The organism is Klebsiella sp. MISC125, assembly GCF_051131775.1.
GTDB lineage: Bacteria > Pseudomonadota > Gammaproteobacteria > Enterobacterales > Enterobacteriaceae > Klebsiella.
This window is the reverse complement of sequence record NZ_CP180448.1, coordinates 139,531-155,167: the sequence shown is the minus strand read 5'-3', so window position 1 is coordinate 155,167 and position 15,637 is coordinate 139,531. Positions and strand designations below refer to the sequence as shown.

Genomic DNA, 15,637 nt, shown 5'->3' with positions numbered 1-15,637 from the left:
GCAAGAGTGTATCAGCCGGGCTGCGGCTGCCTATGCTAAAATACGCGCAATTTTATTCAGACGAGTGAATCATGAAACGAGAACTGGCTATCGAATTTTCGCGTGTCACCGAAGCTGCCGCCCTGGCAGGCTATAAGTGGCTAGGCCGCGGTGATAAAAATACCGCCGACGGCGCTGCGGTCAACGCCATGCGCATTATGCTCAACTTGATCAATATCGATGGCACCATCGTGATTGGCGAAGGCGAAATCGACGAAGCGCCGATGCTGTACATTGGCGAGCGCGTTGGTACCGGCAAAGGCGATGCGGTAGATATCGCCGTAGACCCCATCGAAGGCACTCGCATGACGGCCATGGGCCAGGCCAACGCGCTGGCGGTGATGGCGGTAGGCGATAAGGGCTGCTTCCTGAACGCGCCGGATATGTATATGGAAAAGCTCATTGTCGGTCCGGGCGCGAAAGGTGCCATTGATATGAACCTGCCGCTGGCGGAGAACCTGCATAACGTCGCCCGCGCGCTGAATAAACCGCTGAATGAATTAACGGTCACCATCTTAGCCAAGCCACGTCACGACGACGTTATTGTTGAGCTGCAAAAGCTGGGCGTGCGCGTGTTCGCCATCCCCGACGGCGACGTCGCGGCCTCCATTCTGACCTGTATGCCGGACAGCGAAGTAGACGTCATGTACGGCATCGGCGGCGCGCCGGAAGGCGTTGTGTCTGCGGCAGTGATTCGCGCGCTGGATGGCGATATGAACGGTCGCCTGCTGGCACGTCATCACGTTAAGGGCGATAGCGAAGAAAACCGACGCATCGGCGAAAATGAGCTGGAGCGCTGCCAGGCAATGGGTATCGAAGCAGGTAAAGTGCTGCGCCTGGACGAGATGGCACGTAGCGACAACGTCGTTTTCTCCGCCACTGGCATCACCAAAGGCGACCTGCTGGACGGTATCACTCGCAAGGGCAACATGGCGACCACCGAAACGCTGCTGATCCGCGGCAAATCCCGCACCATTCGTCGCATTCAGTCGATTCATTATCTCGATCGTAAAGACCCGGATATCCAGCTGCACATCCTGTAGAAACTAATGCCGTTGACCGAACCAGGGTGGTTCGTCAGTTGGAATGTAAGGTATGTCCGTGTATTTTTTCTCTTTCTCAAGTACACGGACATATCGCTGATACTCCTGCTGTGTAAGGAACATGCCAGCAAGACCATTACCATTATCAAGCGCATAAAAACGGATATCAGAATCAGCAAGCTGTTGATTCACAATTGAGAAAATAGCCCAGGTTGCCCGCCCCCAAGAGTCAGGCTCACTAATTTGTGAGCCAAAGATGTCATAGTTTTTATCGCCAGCGAAGACGCTATAAACCATATTTTCTTGTGCAAACTTTTCTGTTATCACCAACGGATGCACAACATAATGACATAGATGCGGTAAAATATATTGCTCATAAGTCTCCCGAATCCCCGACTCCGCCAATGCCTCGGCATCCAGTGGAATCGTGCCATCCCAGGTTAACTCGGCTTCAATTGCCTGTACCGATGAGAAAAATGCAATAAGTGACAACAATAATCCCTTTTTTTTCATTTGCAGCCTCCAGCTCTATGCGACCAAATAATATACTGTCCGTTCTATCCAGCGAACAGAGATCTAAGAAGTATTTATCCTGGAGAGCTTTCCAGCCTTTTTGGGCTGGAAATCTTCTCTCGTCGCGGTGAAGATAAACTAACGAGATTGAGAGGAGAGACGCGATGGCAAACTGGGTTACAGGAAAAGTGGTAAAAGTACAAAACTGGACTGATGCACTGTTTAGCCTCACCGTTCACGCGCCGGTTGATCCGTTCACCGCAGGGCAGTTTGCCAAACTGGGCCTTGATGTTGACGGCGAACGCGTGCAGCGGGCCTATTCCTACGTCAACGCCCCCAGCAATCCCGATCTTGAGTTCTATCTGGTGACGGTGCCAGAGGGCAAACTCAGCCCACGCCTGGCCGCACTGAAGCCGGGTGATGAGGTGCAGGTTGTCAGCGAGGCCGCTGGTTTCTTCGTGCTGGAAGAGGTGCCTGATTGCGACACGCTGTGGATGTTAGCCACCGGCACGGCAATTGGCCCGTACCTGTCGATTCTGGAAGAAGGGAAAGACCTGGATCGCTTTAAAAATCTGGTGCTGGTCCACGCCGCACGTTATGCCGCCGATCTCAGCTATCTGCCGCAGATGCAGGCGCTGGAACAACGTTATGCGGGCAAGCTGCGCATCCAGTCGGTCGTCAGCCGGGAAACCGTACCGGGCATGCTAACGGGACGTATTCCTTTCCTGATCGAAACCGGCGCGCTCGAAGAGGCCGTTGGTCTGCCGATGAGCGCTGAAAGCAGCCACGTCATGCTGTGCGGTAACCCGCAGATGGTGCGCGATACTCAGCAGTTGCTCAAAGAAACCCGGCAGATGAGCAAACATCTGCGTCGCCGACCGGGCCATATGACCGCCGAGCACTACTGGTAATCAGGACTCCGCTTTCCAGCGAACGTCCAGCGTCTCTTTGCCAAACTTATTTGCCCCCTGGGTGCCGACAAACGCGCCCAGGTCGATAAGCATCATGACGATGATCAGCGTTGGTATAAACCGCCCAACGCCCCACTGCCAGACGCCGGGCAGCATCGACCAGTTTCCCGCCAGCAGCATCCACGCCAGAATCATCAATAGCGCCCACAGGCCTGATTTACCACGATCGTGTAAACGTTTAATCGTGACCGCCGCCGTAGGCCACAGCAGGCATACCAGGATAAAAGCCGCAGTCTGCAAATTGAGAAGATTACTGCCAGCCAGCGTGAACAGCGCGCTCATGGTCATAATCCAGATGGCAATCCAAATCCAGAAATCACGACGCCCGATGCGCCCTTTAATTGAGAACAGCCACTGCTGTAAGGTCATATTTTATTCCTTATCATCATCACCTGCGTAGTTTACCCTGAAGGCGTGACTTTTTGACAAGCGTGGCGGTTCCCGTTTTAATCGTCAGCAGGCAAAAAAAGGAAGGACGGGCATGAAGAAGTGGGCAACCTTGTGTTTGATTGGGCTGACAGCGCTATCTGTCGGCCAAAAGGCGCTGTCCGCTGAATCTGATTCCGCCGCTACGGCTCCCTATGTTCTCTCCGGTGCGCCGGTCTTTGACATCTCGATCAGCGAGTTTCGGGAAAAATTTAATACCGATAACCCAAAGCTACCGCTTAATGAATTCCGTGCAATCTCCTCCAACCGCGATCGGGTAAACCTGACTCGCGCAGCCAGCAAAATCAACGAGAATCTTTACGCCTCTACCGCACTTGAGCGCGGAACGCTCAAAATTAAATCGATGCAGGTCACCTGGCTACCGATCCAGGGGCCGCAGCAGAAAGCGGCGAAAGCCAAAGCGCAGGAGTATATGAGCGCGGTTATACGTGCTTTCGTGCCGACGCTTAGCCAGGCGCAAAGCCAGCTGAAGTTGCAAAAACTGCTGACTGCAGGGAAAGGAAAACGCTACTTCACGGAAACCGAAGGCGCAGTGCGCTATGTGGTGGCGGATAACGGCGAAAAGGGGCTGACCTTCGCTGTTGAACCGATTAAGCTGGCGCTATCTGATACGCTGGAAGACAACAATAAATGACAAAAAGCAAAGCCTTTCCAGTGATGAATCTCTATACTGTTTCACAGACCATGCTGCCCTCGGGGGCGGCTATATTCCTTAATTCGCTTTGAAGCGTGGAGAATTAAAATGCGACATCCTTTAGTGATGGGTAACTGGAAACTGAACGGCAGCCGCCACATGGTAAACGAGCTGGTTGCTAACCTGCGTAAAGAACTGGCTGGCGTTACCGGCTGTGCAGTTGCAATTGCTCCGCCTGAAATGTACATCGACCTGGCTAAACAAGCCGCTGCGGGCAGCCACATCCACCTGGGCGCGCAGAATGTTGACCTGAACCTGTCCGGCGCATTCACTGGTGAAACAAGTGCTGAAATGCTCAAAGACATTGGTGCCCAGTACATCATCATTGGTCACTCCGAGCGTCGTACCTACCACAAAGAGTCCGACGAACTGATCGCTAAAAAATTCGCGGTACTGAAAGAACAGGGTCTGATCCCGGTTCTGTGCATCGGTGAAACCGAAGCAGAAAACGAAGCGGGCAAAACCGAAGAAGTTTGCGCACGTCAAATTGACGCCGTTCTGAAAACTCAGGGCGCAGCCGCATTCGAAGGCGTAGTTATCGCTTACGAACCAGTATGGGCGATCGGTACCGGCAAATCTGCGACCCCTGCTCAGGCTCAGGCGGTTCACAAATTCATCCGTGACCACATCGCGAAAGCTGATGCGAAAGTCGCTGAACAAGTGATCATCCAGTACGGCGGTTCCGTTAACGCAGGCAACGCAGCTGAGCTGTTCACCCAGCCGGACATCGACGGCGCGCTGGTTGGCGGTGCATCTCTGAAAGCAGACGCTTTCGCAGTGATCGTTAAAGCAGCAGAAGCGGCTAAAAACGCGTAATAGCTTTAACAGGCACCTCCCCGGTAGCGCTTCGCAACCGGGGAGGTGCTTGGTAGCCCGGACAAGGCGCGTCAAGCGCCGCCTCCGGGTTTTCTTATCCCGCTACAGTTTTCCCAACGCTTGATACCACAAATAATCCAGCGGTAGCAGAATTAAATAGCTCACCGCCGCCAGCGCGATACACAGCAGCATTCCCGCTCGAGCAGGTACTTTCCCCAGTCCCATAGCCACTACAATCGGTGATGCCTGATACGGCAGCAACGGCGTGGAATACCCCAGCACCTGAATCATAATCACGCTCAGCAGCGGAAAGCCGGTGGCGTCGGAAAAACTCTGCGCGAAGGTGGTATACAGCGCTGGTACGCCGTTGGCAGTCATAATAAAGTTCAGCGCGCTGGTAATACCGGTCAATGCGAGAAAACTGGTAAACGGACTCTCTTTATCCAGCGGCATAATATGCAGCAGCGCATTTCCCATCACGCTACCGATACCCGTCTGGGTGACAGTGATCGCCAGCCCCAGAATCCCGGCAACGTAAATACAGGTACGAATATTTACGCCGCTGGAAAACTCTTCGCCGTTGATAAAACCAACGCGCGGCAGAAGCGTTATCACCGCCGCCGCCAGCCCCGTCCAGGCTGGCCCCACGCCGTGCCAGCTCTCCGTCACCCACAGAGTCAGTACCACCGCTAACAGCCATGCAAGGCGCTTCTCATCATGGCTCATCGGCGGCAGCGGCGTCATGTCGCGCGGCGGATGCGGTTTTCCGGGAAACAACCAACATATCAGCGCAACCAGTACCGCCCCTTTTAGCCAACCGAGCACCGGCGTGTGCAGCAATAAATAGGGTAGATAATTCAGGTGGATACCGTATGAGCCTTCCGCCGCGCCGCTCATGACCAGATTCGGAACGTTAGCAGGCAAAATGGTCGCCGACAGCTGGAAGGTGCCGAAGCCAACCGCCAGCGCCAGCCCATACCAGCCGCGCGTGCCATCCTCAATCCCCGCGCGTTTTGCCATCGCCGCCACAATCGGCATCAGCAGCGCAATGCGCCCCATATTGGACGGCATAACAAAGGCTAAGGCATAGCTGAGAAGCACCACGCTGCCGACCATCAGCGGCCAGGAATCGGTCAGCCGCGACGAGAGCGAGCGGGCCGCCCTGTCCGCCAGCCCGGTTTTGCGAATAGCGATCCCCAGCACAAAGCCGCTGAACACCAACCAGAAGGCCGATGAAGCAAAGCCGCCAAAGATAACCTCCGGCGGCGCGATTTTGGCAATCATCGCGGCGGCAAAAAACAGCAACGCGGTCATAAACTCCGGCAGTAACGAAGTCGCCCAGAGCAGAATCGTGATGCCAACGATGATGGAAGGAAGGAACAGAGGATGGGACAACCAAAGCGACATACCTGTCTCCTGACGATTTTTTCAGCAAGAATACGATGGACAGTAAAGCAGGTAAATGCCAGATATAGTGGGGTTATCGCAGGATTGGAGCAGATAGATCAGTGATAATGAATTTCGCCAAAGTATTCAGACAGCACATAATAACGGCAATATTCAAACGGGCTATCGTGTCCGGCTTGAAATGTCTGTCTGGCGACAGATAACAGCGGTTTATTCGCGGCAATTTGCAATTTTTCACACAGTTCGGCGGAAGGTAAAATCGCCTCAACTTTTTCAATCGCCGAGTCGCTAGTCACGTTCAGTAGCGAATAAAGCGACGTATGCTCCAGCGCCTGAGGCGTCAGTTCCAGTCCAGGAAAGAAGCTGAGATCGAGATAAATCTTCTCATGGTTGAACGGACGGTTATTCAGGCAACGAACACGCGAAATATAAAGATAATGATGCTGTGCGGGCAGGCTCAGGCCATCAGCCTGAGCGTCGCGCGCGCGACGCGGCGCGATTTCCAGAATACGGTTCTCAATCGCCACGCTGGCGTCCTGGAGATCGCTGGTAATACCGCGAAACGTGTGGCCATAGCTCACACCTTCCGGCACGGAGCAGACTACCGAACCGCTCCCGCGTTGGGACGAAATAATCCCCGCATTGATCAGCTCGCTCCAGGCCTGTTTCACCACAATCAGCGAGACGTTATAAGTCCTGGCAATCTCTTTTTGCGTCGGCAGCTGGCTGCCTAAAGGCAAAGACCCATTCTGGATCTGCTGACAGATGATAAAAAATAGTTGCTTATAAAGCGGAGTAAAGCTCGTTTTATCAACCTGCAAACTGCGCACCTCACGTCTTCGCCAGCAGGGGACGTGTTACCGTCCCCGGCAGGGTGAATTCGCTACCCTGCGATTTGCCTGGCCAGTTCTGCCAAATCGAAATGATTCATACGATCCAAGGTCGTTAAATAATCGGCGGGAAAAGCCTCCACGCCATGGAATGCGCCGGAAATCGCCCCAACCATGGTGGCGACGGTATCAGTATCATTGCCGATATTAACGCCGGAGATAATAGCATCTACGGCAGAATTCGGACAACACGCGAACAGGCCAAAGGCGGCGGGTACCGCTTCACTGACGTGCAGCCCGGAGCCAATAATATCAGCAATGTCCACTATCGCCGTTTCCCAATGACGATGACGTTTACCGATATCCACGGCCAGCTCAATGCGTCGGGCAACGGAAGGTCCGGCGACCATCATCGCCCCTTGTTCCTGCGCCAGCAGATAGCCTCTTTGCGCACCGTAGATACCGGCGGCAATAATGCTGTCTGCATCGGTCTGCGCTCTTAAAGCCTCGCTGGTTGCCGCCGCCATCGCCGCGGCGCCGGACATCGCCAGCACGTTGTTATGGGTAAATCGACAAATCTGCAACGCACATTGAATTGCCGCGTCGATATTACCAGGATGCAGCACCGCCGCTGGCCAAATCTTCATGGCCGCGCCGTTGGTTGCTTCCGCGTTACCTTTATTAATGATCTGTACCGACTGTTTTTCGCCTTCCAGCTCTCCCTGCAAAGAGGCGCGATTGTCGTTAAAGATCGCTTTCATCGCCGCGCGCGTCGTGGGCCCCGTAAAGTTGGCGTAGTAAGGATAATCCAGCCACTGCTGGAAGGCCTCGCGCATCGCTTCGTCGCTGACCTCACGCTGATGGCGCAGCAGCGCGTCCATAATGTACTTAGCCTGAATAAAATCATCCGTGCACATGCCCGCTTCATTGCAGCGGCCAAAAGTATCGGCTGGCGGTTTTTGAAAGGTCGTCACCCAGCCGCCAAAATAGTCTTTTATTTGCTGCTGGGTGCGCACTTCCGTCGCTGCTCCCATCGCGTCTGCGGCGGCGGCGCCAACCAGGCATCCCAGTATTTTGTTTTGATCAACGTGCATGATGACTCCTTATTTCACGGTCATGGCTTGTGCCAGCGAATGGCTGGAAAGAAAAGTATTGAGCTGCTCGGGAAACGGCAGTGCGGTCATTGCCCCTTTTGCCGTCACCGCCATTGCGCCGCAGGCATTGGCATTGCTGATGGCTTCTGCCAGCAGGGCATGATCCCAGCAATTTGCGCGGGAAAGGGTGAACAGCAGGCCGCCGACGAAAGCATCACCCGCTCCGGTGGTGTCGATGACCCCAACGTGTGGTGCTGGAAAACAGAACTCACCTTCAGGGTTAATCAACAGCGCGCCATCAGCGCCTAATGAGATGATGGTGGTGTCGCAGCCCAGATCGCGCAGGTAATAACGCGCATCCTGCCAATGGCTGGCACCGCTCAGTTGGCAAAGTTCATCTGCCGAGACTTTGCAGATAGAAGCCAGCGCGGCGGACCGGGCGATCAGTTGCGGTATTTCACCGGTATCCCGCCACATCTTGCTGCGTAGATTGACGTCAAACAGTACGTAGCCACCCGCTTCACGCATTCTTCTCGCCCCCTCAAGGCACGCCTCACGGGCGGGGCTGTCGGTGAGGCCAATTGAGCTAAAGTAAAACCATTCGTGCTGCCTGAACGGCGGCAGATCCTGCAGCGAAACGTAGGTATCGGCACCTGGATGCACCAGATAGGTAAAGCTGCGTTCCCCATCAGCCGTCAGGTTAACGATTAGCACCGCGCTGGTCAGGGCCGCATCCAGCCTTAGAAACGTGACATCCACAGCGTTATCCTGAAAAACCTGGCGCAGGAAACGACCGGCATCATCATCACCAAGGCAGCCGATAAAGCCACACTCTCCGCCCAGCCTGGCAACGCACACTCCCACGTTCGCCGATGCGCCGCCGGGGCATTTCAGGTAGCTATTCTGTTTTTCCGGCACCAGATCGACGGAGGCATCACCGATAACCCAAACCTTATTCAGAACGTTCATTCGCGCCTCCTTATGCCTGTTTCTGCGCCAGAGAAAGCTGAATATCACGATAATATTCATTGTTAATCAGATACTTTTTCATAAGCAGCCCAACCGCAAGGTGGAACAGAGCTGGAATCAGCGTCATCATCAGCGCAATACCCGTTAACGAACGTGCGCTCTGTTCAACATCGGCCTGATAACCAAAATGGCTTAGCAGGAATCCCAGCACGCCGCCCGCAACCCCCATACCAAATTTCTGGAAGAAAAGAATGCCGCCAAACGCGAGGCCGGAAACGCGCAAACCCGTTTTCTTTTCTCCGTAATCCACCGCTTCAGCGATAGAGGACCAGAACACCGGCATTTGCATGTCGCAGAAGAAATTAATGAGGAAATAGAATGTAAATGCCAGCACGAGATTTTCACGACCGACGCAGAAATACATCAGTGCGCTCAGAACAAAAGTGACGAGCTGGGTATAGCGGAACATTTTAATTTTGTCCCAGAACTTGGTTATCCAGGTGGTGGCAATCATCGCCAGAATGGAAGCGATAACGCCGGTGGTCAGGAACGGTGAAATCAGGCTGTCGCCACCATTGAGATAATACTTAGCGTAATAAGCCGCGACGGAACCGCGAATAACATAACCGCACATCAGCAGCAAAATAACAACGCCGAGAATAATCCACTGATCGTTACGTAACAGATACTTAAACTGCTTTCCTACTGATAACGACGTAATTTCCGGTTCGCTGCGTTCGCGAGTGGTGAGAAAACAGAAGATAAACAGCAGCGCACCCATTGCCCCCATTAATCCCATCGAAAACTGATAGCCCAAAGCCTTATTACCCTGCCCCAGCCAGACGGCAAGCATCGGTACCACAATAGTCACCAGGAAAGCGGCAATTTTGGTCATCACAAAGCGATAGCCGTTTGCGCTAAGCCGTTCAACGGGATCGCTGGTAATCACGCCAATCATCGAAATATAGGGGATGGTGATAGCGGTATACACCAGAGTCATAAGAATATAGGTGCCATAGGCCCATGCCAGTTTGGCCATATAAGCCATATCAGGCGTAATAAACATCAAATAAACAGCGAAGCCGAAGGGGATAGCAAACCACAGCAGCCACGGGCGATAGCGCCCCCAGCGGGTATTGAGCTTATCGGTGAGGATACCCATGGCCGGGTCAATAATGGCATCAATCATTCGGACAACCACAAACAATACGCCAACATCAGCGGCGCTCAGGCCGTAGATATCGGTATAGAAATAGGCGAGCAGCAGCTGCATGGCAATAATTACTACGTTTATTGCCATATCCCCTGCACCGAAACCGATTTTTTCCACAATAGAAAGTTTCATGTTGATATTCCTTTACGCTTAGCAGCGCAAATCTGGTGAGCAATTAATGATGTCACTACATGAAATAAAAACGTTTTTATAAATAAGCCATCCGACAAGCGCTCTGTGGTGGCTATGAGAAGAGTGTAACGACTCCTAAAAAGATATAAAGGTATACCTTTATATCTTTTGATCGATTTCACATAATTTTACGCACAGGATCTTACCCCGATTTCAAACCGGGATAAGAATCAACAAGATAATGGAAAGGAGAGTAGTGCGAAGAAAACTAGCGATCCGTCAAAATCGCGCAGTTATGATCCTGAATCTCTTCCGCCGATGCGCGATTGAGGGTCAGCAGGTTACGCTCGGTTGCTAACAGCACCAGCGAGCCATCACTCTGCTTCGCCATCGCCAGCGCAAAACGGCCCATATGCTCACGCGCTTCCGGTACTTCTTCCGCCAGCATCAGAAAAGGACTGCGCTGCGCCAGCTCCGTTTCAGTAACCCGGCGAGCCAGATATTCATGGCCCATTAACCCACCAGGCAGCGGCAACCAGCGGCTACTAATGACGGAAGCCTCTTTGTCCAGTTGAGTACGAACATCAGGCCGTAAACAGGAGATATGGATATGGAAATGATTTTGCGTGCGTCCGCTGCGCGAATTAATTGTCAATGAGACCGCATCATCCGATACGGCAGAGCCACGATGCTGGCTCATGATTTCACGCCCCTGCCAGGCCTGCCAGAAGAAATTCGGCGTCAGTGGATCAAGCAGCAGAGGGCTTTCGGTGCCGTTGATACGGTAGGTTGGCATCAGCAGATATTGCAGCGGGCCATTGCGGTCTTTGAACAGGACATAGCCGCCCTTGAGGTTGACTTCCGCACAGGGCGCGGGATTTTGATTCTGCTGTTGGTTGGGGACGCACTGTTGCAGAACAATTTTCCGCAACGCGTCAGGGTTGCCGGAATGGAGCCAGTAGTAGCCTCCGGCCACCGCCGCCAGAACCACCACCAGCAGTACCAATAAAAGGTATCGTACTCTTCGCATTATATTTTCCTGTCTCAGCCGGAACCGGAAGAGTAGCGCAGTTTAATGACTAAATGAAAACAGGAAGAGGTACGGGATCTTTTTCCCGGAGACGGCGCTTGACGCGCCTGTCCGGGCTAACAGACTACTCTGCCCCGGGTCGCGGCTTACGCCTTACCCGGGCTACAAGAGCTGTAGCCCCGCTAAGCGCTGCGCGAACGGGGAATGGAAGTGATAATTAACGCTGGCTAATCTGGTCGAAGGTGCCGCCGTTGGAGAAGTGTTCCTTCTGGGCTTTGGTCCAGCCGCCAAACTCTTCATCGATAGTGAACAGTTTCAGTTTCGGGAATTCATTGGCGTATTTTTTCGCCACATCCGGGTCACGTGGGCGATAGAAGTTCTTCGCCGCAATCTCCTGGCCTTCCGGCGAGTAGAGATACTTCAGATAAGCGTCCGCCACCTGGCGAGTGCCTTTTTTATCGACCACTTTATCGACGACCGAAACGGTCGGCTCGGCCAGAATCGATTCGCTCGGGGTCACGATTTCAAATTTATCTTTGCCCAGTTCGTTCGTTGCCAGCAGCGCTTCGTTTTCCCAGGCAATCAGCACGTCGCCGATCCCACGCTCTACGAAGGTATTGGTCGAGCCACGTGCGCCGGAATCCAGCACTTCGACGTTCTTAAACAGCGCTTTCACGAACTCCTGAGCCTTAGCCTGGTCGCCGTTGTTCTGGTGCAGCGCGTAGCCCCAGGCCGCCAGATAGTTCCAGCGCGCGCCGCCGGAGCTTTTCGGGTTCGGAGTAATCACCGATACGCCTGGTTTAATCAGGTCGTTCCAGTCATGAATTTGTTTCGGATTGCCCTTACGCACCAGGAACACGATGGTAGAGGTATACGGCGCGGAGTTATCCGGCAGGCGTTTGAGCCAGTTTTTGTCGATCCGACCGCGTTCGGCAATCGCGTCAACGTCATAAGCCAGCGCAAGGGTTACCACATCGGCCTCAAGGCCGTTGATCACCGAGGTCGCCTGCTTACCGGAGCCGCCGTGGGATTGACGAATCACCACGTTATCGCCGGTTTCCTGCTTCCAGTGCGCGCTAAACGCTTTGTTGTACTGTTCGTACAGCTCGCGCGTCGGATCATAAGAAACATTTAATAGTTGAATGTCTTTTGCCAGAACGCTGGCGGATGCCAGCAACAGAGTTAACCCTACGCCCCACTTATTCATCGCACCGCTCTCTTTATGTCGTGTTGTGATGAATTAAGCGTGCCAGAAAGCGAACCAATGATTAAAGAATAAAAAAAGATTGGCTATAACTTGTGAGTATATATGACGAGGAGAATTTGCCCCCTCCCGGACGGGAGAGGGCGAGAAGCATTATACTTCTTCCATGCGGCCCAGCAGCGCCTGCAGACGATCCTGCCAGCCCTGCTGTTGTTCTTTCAGCTGACCGTTTTCACGCTCCAGCTCTTCACGACCGTGCTGTGCGCTTTGTACTTCCTGCGCCAGCGTGTTGTTCTTTTCTTTCAGCTCTTCGATTTCCATCTGTAACAGAGTGATGGTATCAATCGCCTGCTGGACTTTAGATTCTAATTTCTCAAACACTTCTAATGACATCGTCATACCTCTCCTGAACTTGCAAGGCGTTGATAGAAACCGTCCGTTTCGTATACGCGTTGACGCCTTAACGAAAATTAGCGCACTACCGTGGTGATGTAGTCGATTGTATGAAGCCCCGCCGCCCCTGTCCAGCGACAACCCGCGTAGATTGCGGTTTGCGACACTTTTCGGCCTTTACCTGGTTCGTTCACCGTTTTTTCCCGTTACTTTTTCGTAATTGTTAATCAATGGGTTAAAAAAATGAGTGGTGAAACGCACCCGCAAATGACCGAATACGCGTTTATGGCGCGAAAACGCTCATTTTCTTGACGTAGTACACACATTTGAATTTCGATATTTCTCGTTTTTGTTCGTTAACGATAAATTAACACTATGCCTACATGGCAGCGTGGTCGCCTGCGACCTTCACACATACAATAATCATCACTACGCTTCAGGATTCGATTATGAGCCAAACATCAACACTAAAAGGCCAGTGCATCGCAGAGTTCCTCGGTACCGGGTTGTTGATCTTTTTCGGCGTTGGGTGCGTCGCTGCACTTAAGGTCGCGGGAGCCAGCTTCGGTCAATGGGAAATCAGCATCATCTGGGGTCTGGGCGTCGCTATGGCGATTTACCTGACCGCAGGGGTTTCCGGTGCGCACCTTAACCCAGCGGTCACCATCGCGCTGTGGCTGTTTGCCTGCTTCGACGGACGTAAAGTTGTTCCTTTTATCATTGCGCAATTCGCTGGCGCCTTTTGCGCTGCGGCTTTAGTTTACGGGCTTTATTACAATCTTTTCTTCGATTTCGAACATAGCCACAATATGGTGCGCGGTAGCGTCGAAAGTCTTGAGCTGGCTGGCATTTTCTCCACTTACCCGAACCCGCATATCAATTTTGTGCAGGCCTTCGCGGTAGAGATGGTGATTACCGCTATCCTGATGGGCGTCATTCTGGCGCTGACCGATGATGGCAACGGCGTGCCGCGCGGCCCGCTGGCACCGCTGCTGATTGGTCTGCTGATCGCCGTTATCGGCGCATCCATGGGCCCGCTGACCGGCTTCGCCATGAACCCGGCACGCGATCTCGGACCGAAAACCTTCGCCTGGCTTGCTGGCTGGGGTGATGTCGCCTTCACGGGTGGCAAAGATATTCCTTATTTCCTGGTGCCGCTGTGTGCGCCAATCGTCGGTGCTGCGCTAGGCGCATTCTGCTACCGCAAGCTGATTGGCCGCCACCTGCCTTGCGACACCTGCGTTGTCGAAGAGAAAGACGCCTCATCCTCCTCTACAACGCAACACAACGCTTCGCTGTAATCTGACTACGGGACTCATACTATGACCGACAAAAAATATATCGTAGCGCTCGACCAGGGCACCACCAGCTCCCGCGCCGTTGTAATGGATCACGATGCCAATATCGTCAGCGTCTCTCAGCGAGAATTTGAACAAATTTATCCGAAGCCCGGCTGGGTTGAGCACGACCCGATGGAGATCTGGGCGACCCAAAGCTCCACGTTGGTAGAAGTGCTGGCAAAAGCCGATATCAGCTCCGATGAAATCGCCGCAATCGGCATCACCAACCAACGTGAAACCGCTATCGTGTGGGAGCGCGAAACCGGTAAACCGATTTATAATGCGATTGTCTGGCAGTGCCGGCGTACCGCTGAAATCTGCGAACAGCTCAAGCGCGACGGTATGGAAGAGTACATTCGCAAGGCCACTGGCCTGGTGGTTGACCCGTACTTCTCCGGCACCAAAGTGAAATGGATCCTTGACCACGTTGAAGGCTCACGCGAACGCGCTAAGCGCGGCGAGCTGCTGTTCGGCACCGTGGACACCTGGCTTATTTGGAAAATGACCCAGGGGCGCGTGCACGTCACTGACTACACCAACGCCTCGCGTACCATGCTGTTCAACATCCACGAGCTGGACTGGGACGACAAAATGCTCGACGCGCTGGATATCCCCCGCGCCATGCTGCCGGAAGTACGCAAGTCTTCCGAAGTGTACGGCCAGACCAATATCGGCGGTAAAGGCGGCACGCGTATTCCAATCGCCGGTATCGCGGGCGACCAGCAGGCGGCGCTGTTCGGTCAGCTGTGCGTTAAAGAAGGGATGGCGAAAAATACCTACGGCACTGGCTGCTTTATGCTGATGAACACCGGCGAGAAAGCGGTGAAATCTGAAAACGGCCTGCTGACGACGATCGCCTGCGGCCCGCGCGGCGAAGTGAACTATGCGCTGGAAGGTGCGGTGTTTATGGCAGGAGCCTCTATTCAGTGGCTGCGCGATGAGATGAAGCTGATCAGCGACGCGTTCGATTCCGAATATTTCGCCACCAAAGTGAAAGATACCAACGGCGTATACGTGGTCCCGGCATTTACCGGCCTCGGCGCACCGTACTGGGACCCGTACGCCCGCGGCGCAATCTTCGGCCTGACCCGCGGCGTGAACTCTAACCATATTATTCGCGCCACCCTGGAATCTATCGCCTATCAGACCCGCGACGTGCTGGAAGCGATGCAGGCTGACTCAGGGATCCGTCTGCACGCTCTGCGCGTCGACGGCGGCGCGGTGGCCAACAACTTCCTGATGCAGTTCCAGTCCGATATTCTAGGCACCCGCGTAGAACGCCCTGAAGTGCGCGAAGTCACCGCACTGGGTGCTGCCTATCTGGCCGGTCTGGCGGTGGGTTTCTGGCAGAATCTGGATGAGTTGCAGGAGAAAGCAGTTATCGAACGTGAATTCCGCCCGGGGATTGAAACTACCGAGCGTAACGTTCGCTACAGCGGCTGGAAGAAAGCGGTAAAACGCGCGTTAGCGTGGGAAGAGCACGACGAGGGGTAAGAGCTGGG

16 protein-coding genes are annotated in these 15,637 nt (G+C 53.8%); 6 read left to right on the top strand and 10 right to left on the bottom strand.

The features are described from left to right. The first annotated feature begins 71 nt into the window (after positions 1-71). Entirely contained in the window at positions 72-1,082 is a 1,011-nt protein-coding gene (gene glpX, locus ACMYSL_RS00735; RefSeq protein ID WP_434661117.1) for a class II fructose-bisphosphatase, read from the top strand. Between the two features lie 3 nt (positions 1,083-1,085). On the opposite strand, the gene ACMYSL_RS00730 is transcribed toward glpX, so the two are convergent. Then, the gene (locus tag ACMYSL_RS00730) at positions 1,086-1,595 is read right to left on the bottom strand and encodes a hypothetical protein (RefSeq protein ID WP_434661116.1); all 510 of its coding nucleotides are present in this window, start codon (positions 1,593-1,595) and stop codon (positions 1,086-1,088) included. A 164-nt stretch (positions 1,596-1,759) separates the two neighbouring features. On the opposite strand from ACMYSL_RS00730, the gene fpr reads away from it, so the two are divergent. Further along, positions 1,760-2,506, top strand: a complete 747-nt coding sequence (fpr, locus tag ACMYSL_RS00725) for a ferredoxin--NADP(+) reductase (RefSeq protein WP_110276945.1) — start codon at positions 1,760-1,762, stop codon at positions 2,504-2,506. Here the strand turns inward: fpr and ACMYSL_RS00720 are convergent, their stop codons facing one another. Beyond that, positions 2,507-2,935 carry a DUF805 domain-containing protein gene (locus tag ACMYSL_RS00720; protein WP_004126694.1) on the bottom strand — a complete coding sequence of 143 codons (429 nt, stop codon included), beginning with the start codon at positions 2,933-2,935 and terminating at the stop codon, positions 2,507-2,509. Positions 2,936-3,047: 112 nt separating this feature from the next. Between ACMYSL_RS00720 and ACMYSL_RS00715 the strand changes: the two genes are divergently transcribed. Continuing rightward, positions 3,048-3,647 (top strand): DUF1454 family protein, encoded by a 600-nt coding sequence (locus tag ACMYSL_RS00715; protein WP_181484426.1) that lies wholly within the window; start codon positions 3,048-3,050, stop codon positions 3,645-3,647. A gap of 108 nt (positions 3,648-3,755) precedes the next feature. Then, positions 3,756-4,523 carry a triose-phosphate isomerase gene (tpiA, locus tag ACMYSL_RS00710; RefSeq protein ID WP_181484425.1) on the top strand — a complete coding sequence of 256 codons (768 nt, stop codon included), beginning with the start codon at positions 3,756-3,758 and terminating at the stop codon, positions 4,521-4,523. 102 nt (positions 4,524-4,625) lie between these two features. Here the strand turns inward: tpiA and ACMYSL_RS00705 are convergent, their stop codons facing one another. The 8 genes from ACMYSL_RS00705 to zapB form a co-directional block, all read right to left on the bottom strand. Further along, on the bottom strand, positions 4,626-5,930 hold the full coding sequence (locus ACMYSL_RS00705; RefSeq protein ID WP_182235323.1) for an SLC13 family permease: 1,305 nt from the start codon (positions 5,928-5,930) through the stop codon (positions 4,626-4,628). A gap of 98 nt (positions 5,931-6,028) precedes the next feature. Then, positions 6,029-6,751, bottom strand: a complete 723-nt coding sequence (locus ACMYSL_RS00700) for a GntR family transcriptional regulator (protein WP_181484423.1) — start codon at positions 6,749-6,751, stop codon at positions 6,029-6,031. Between the two features lie 62 nt (positions 6,752-6,813). Beyond that, positions 6,814-7,854: an ADP-ribosylglycohydrolase family protein gene (locus ACMYSL_RS00695; RefSeq protein ID WP_112216047.1), complete on the bottom strand. Its 1,041-nt coding sequence runs from the start codon at positions 7,852-7,854 to the stop codon at positions 6,814-6,816. Between the two features lie 9 nt (positions 7,855-7,863). Then, a complete protein-coding gene (locus ACMYSL_RS00690) occupies positions 7,864-8,823 on the bottom strand; it encodes an aminoimidazole riboside kinase (protein ID WP_434661114.1) in 960 nt (319 codons plus the stop codon). Positions 8,824-8,833: 10 nt separating this feature from the next. Further along, positions 8,834-10,168 (bottom strand): MFS transporter, encoded by a 1,335-nt coding sequence (locus ACMYSL_RS00685; RefSeq protein WP_182235327.1) that lies wholly within the window; start codon positions 10,166-10,168, stop codon positions 8,834-8,836. A gap of 268 nt (positions 10,169-10,436) precedes the next feature. After that, the gene (locus ACMYSL_RS00680; RefSeq protein ID WP_182235328.1) at positions 10,437-11,198 is read right to left on the bottom strand and encodes a CDP-diacylglycerol diphosphatase; all 762 of its coding nucleotides are present in this window, start codon (positions 11,196-11,198) and stop codon (positions 10,437-10,439) included. 217 nt (positions 11,199-11,415) lie between these two features. Then, positions 11,416-12,405, bottom strand: a complete 990-nt coding sequence (locus ACMYSL_RS00675) for a sulfate ABC transporter substrate-binding protein (RefSeq protein ID WP_112216051.1) — start codon at positions 12,403-12,405, stop codon at positions 11,416-11,418. A gap of 150 nt (positions 12,406-12,555) precedes the next feature. Further along, positions 12,556-12,801, bottom strand: coding sequence for a septal ring assembly protein ZapB (zapB, locus tag ACMYSL_RS00670; RefSeq protein ID WP_110276935.1), 246 nt, complete (start codon positions 12,799-12,801; stop codon positions 12,556-12,558). A 443-nt stretch (positions 12,802-13,244) separates the two neighbouring features. Between zapB and ACMYSL_RS00665 the strand changes: the two genes are divergently transcribed. After that, entirely contained in the window at positions 13,245-14,096 is an 852-nt protein-coding gene (locus ACMYSL_RS00665; RefSeq protein ID WP_434661113.1) for an MIP/aquaporin family protein, read from the top strand. A gap of 21 nt (positions 14,097-14,117) precedes the next feature. Next, the gene (gene glpK / locus ACMYSL_RS00660; RefSeq protein ID WP_182235329.1) at positions 14,118-15,629 is read left to right on the top strand and encodes a glycerol kinase GlpK; all 1,512 of its coding nucleotides are present in this window, start codon (positions 14,118-14,120) and stop codon (positions 15,627-15,629) included. Positions 15,630-15,637 lie beyond the last annotated feature (8 nt).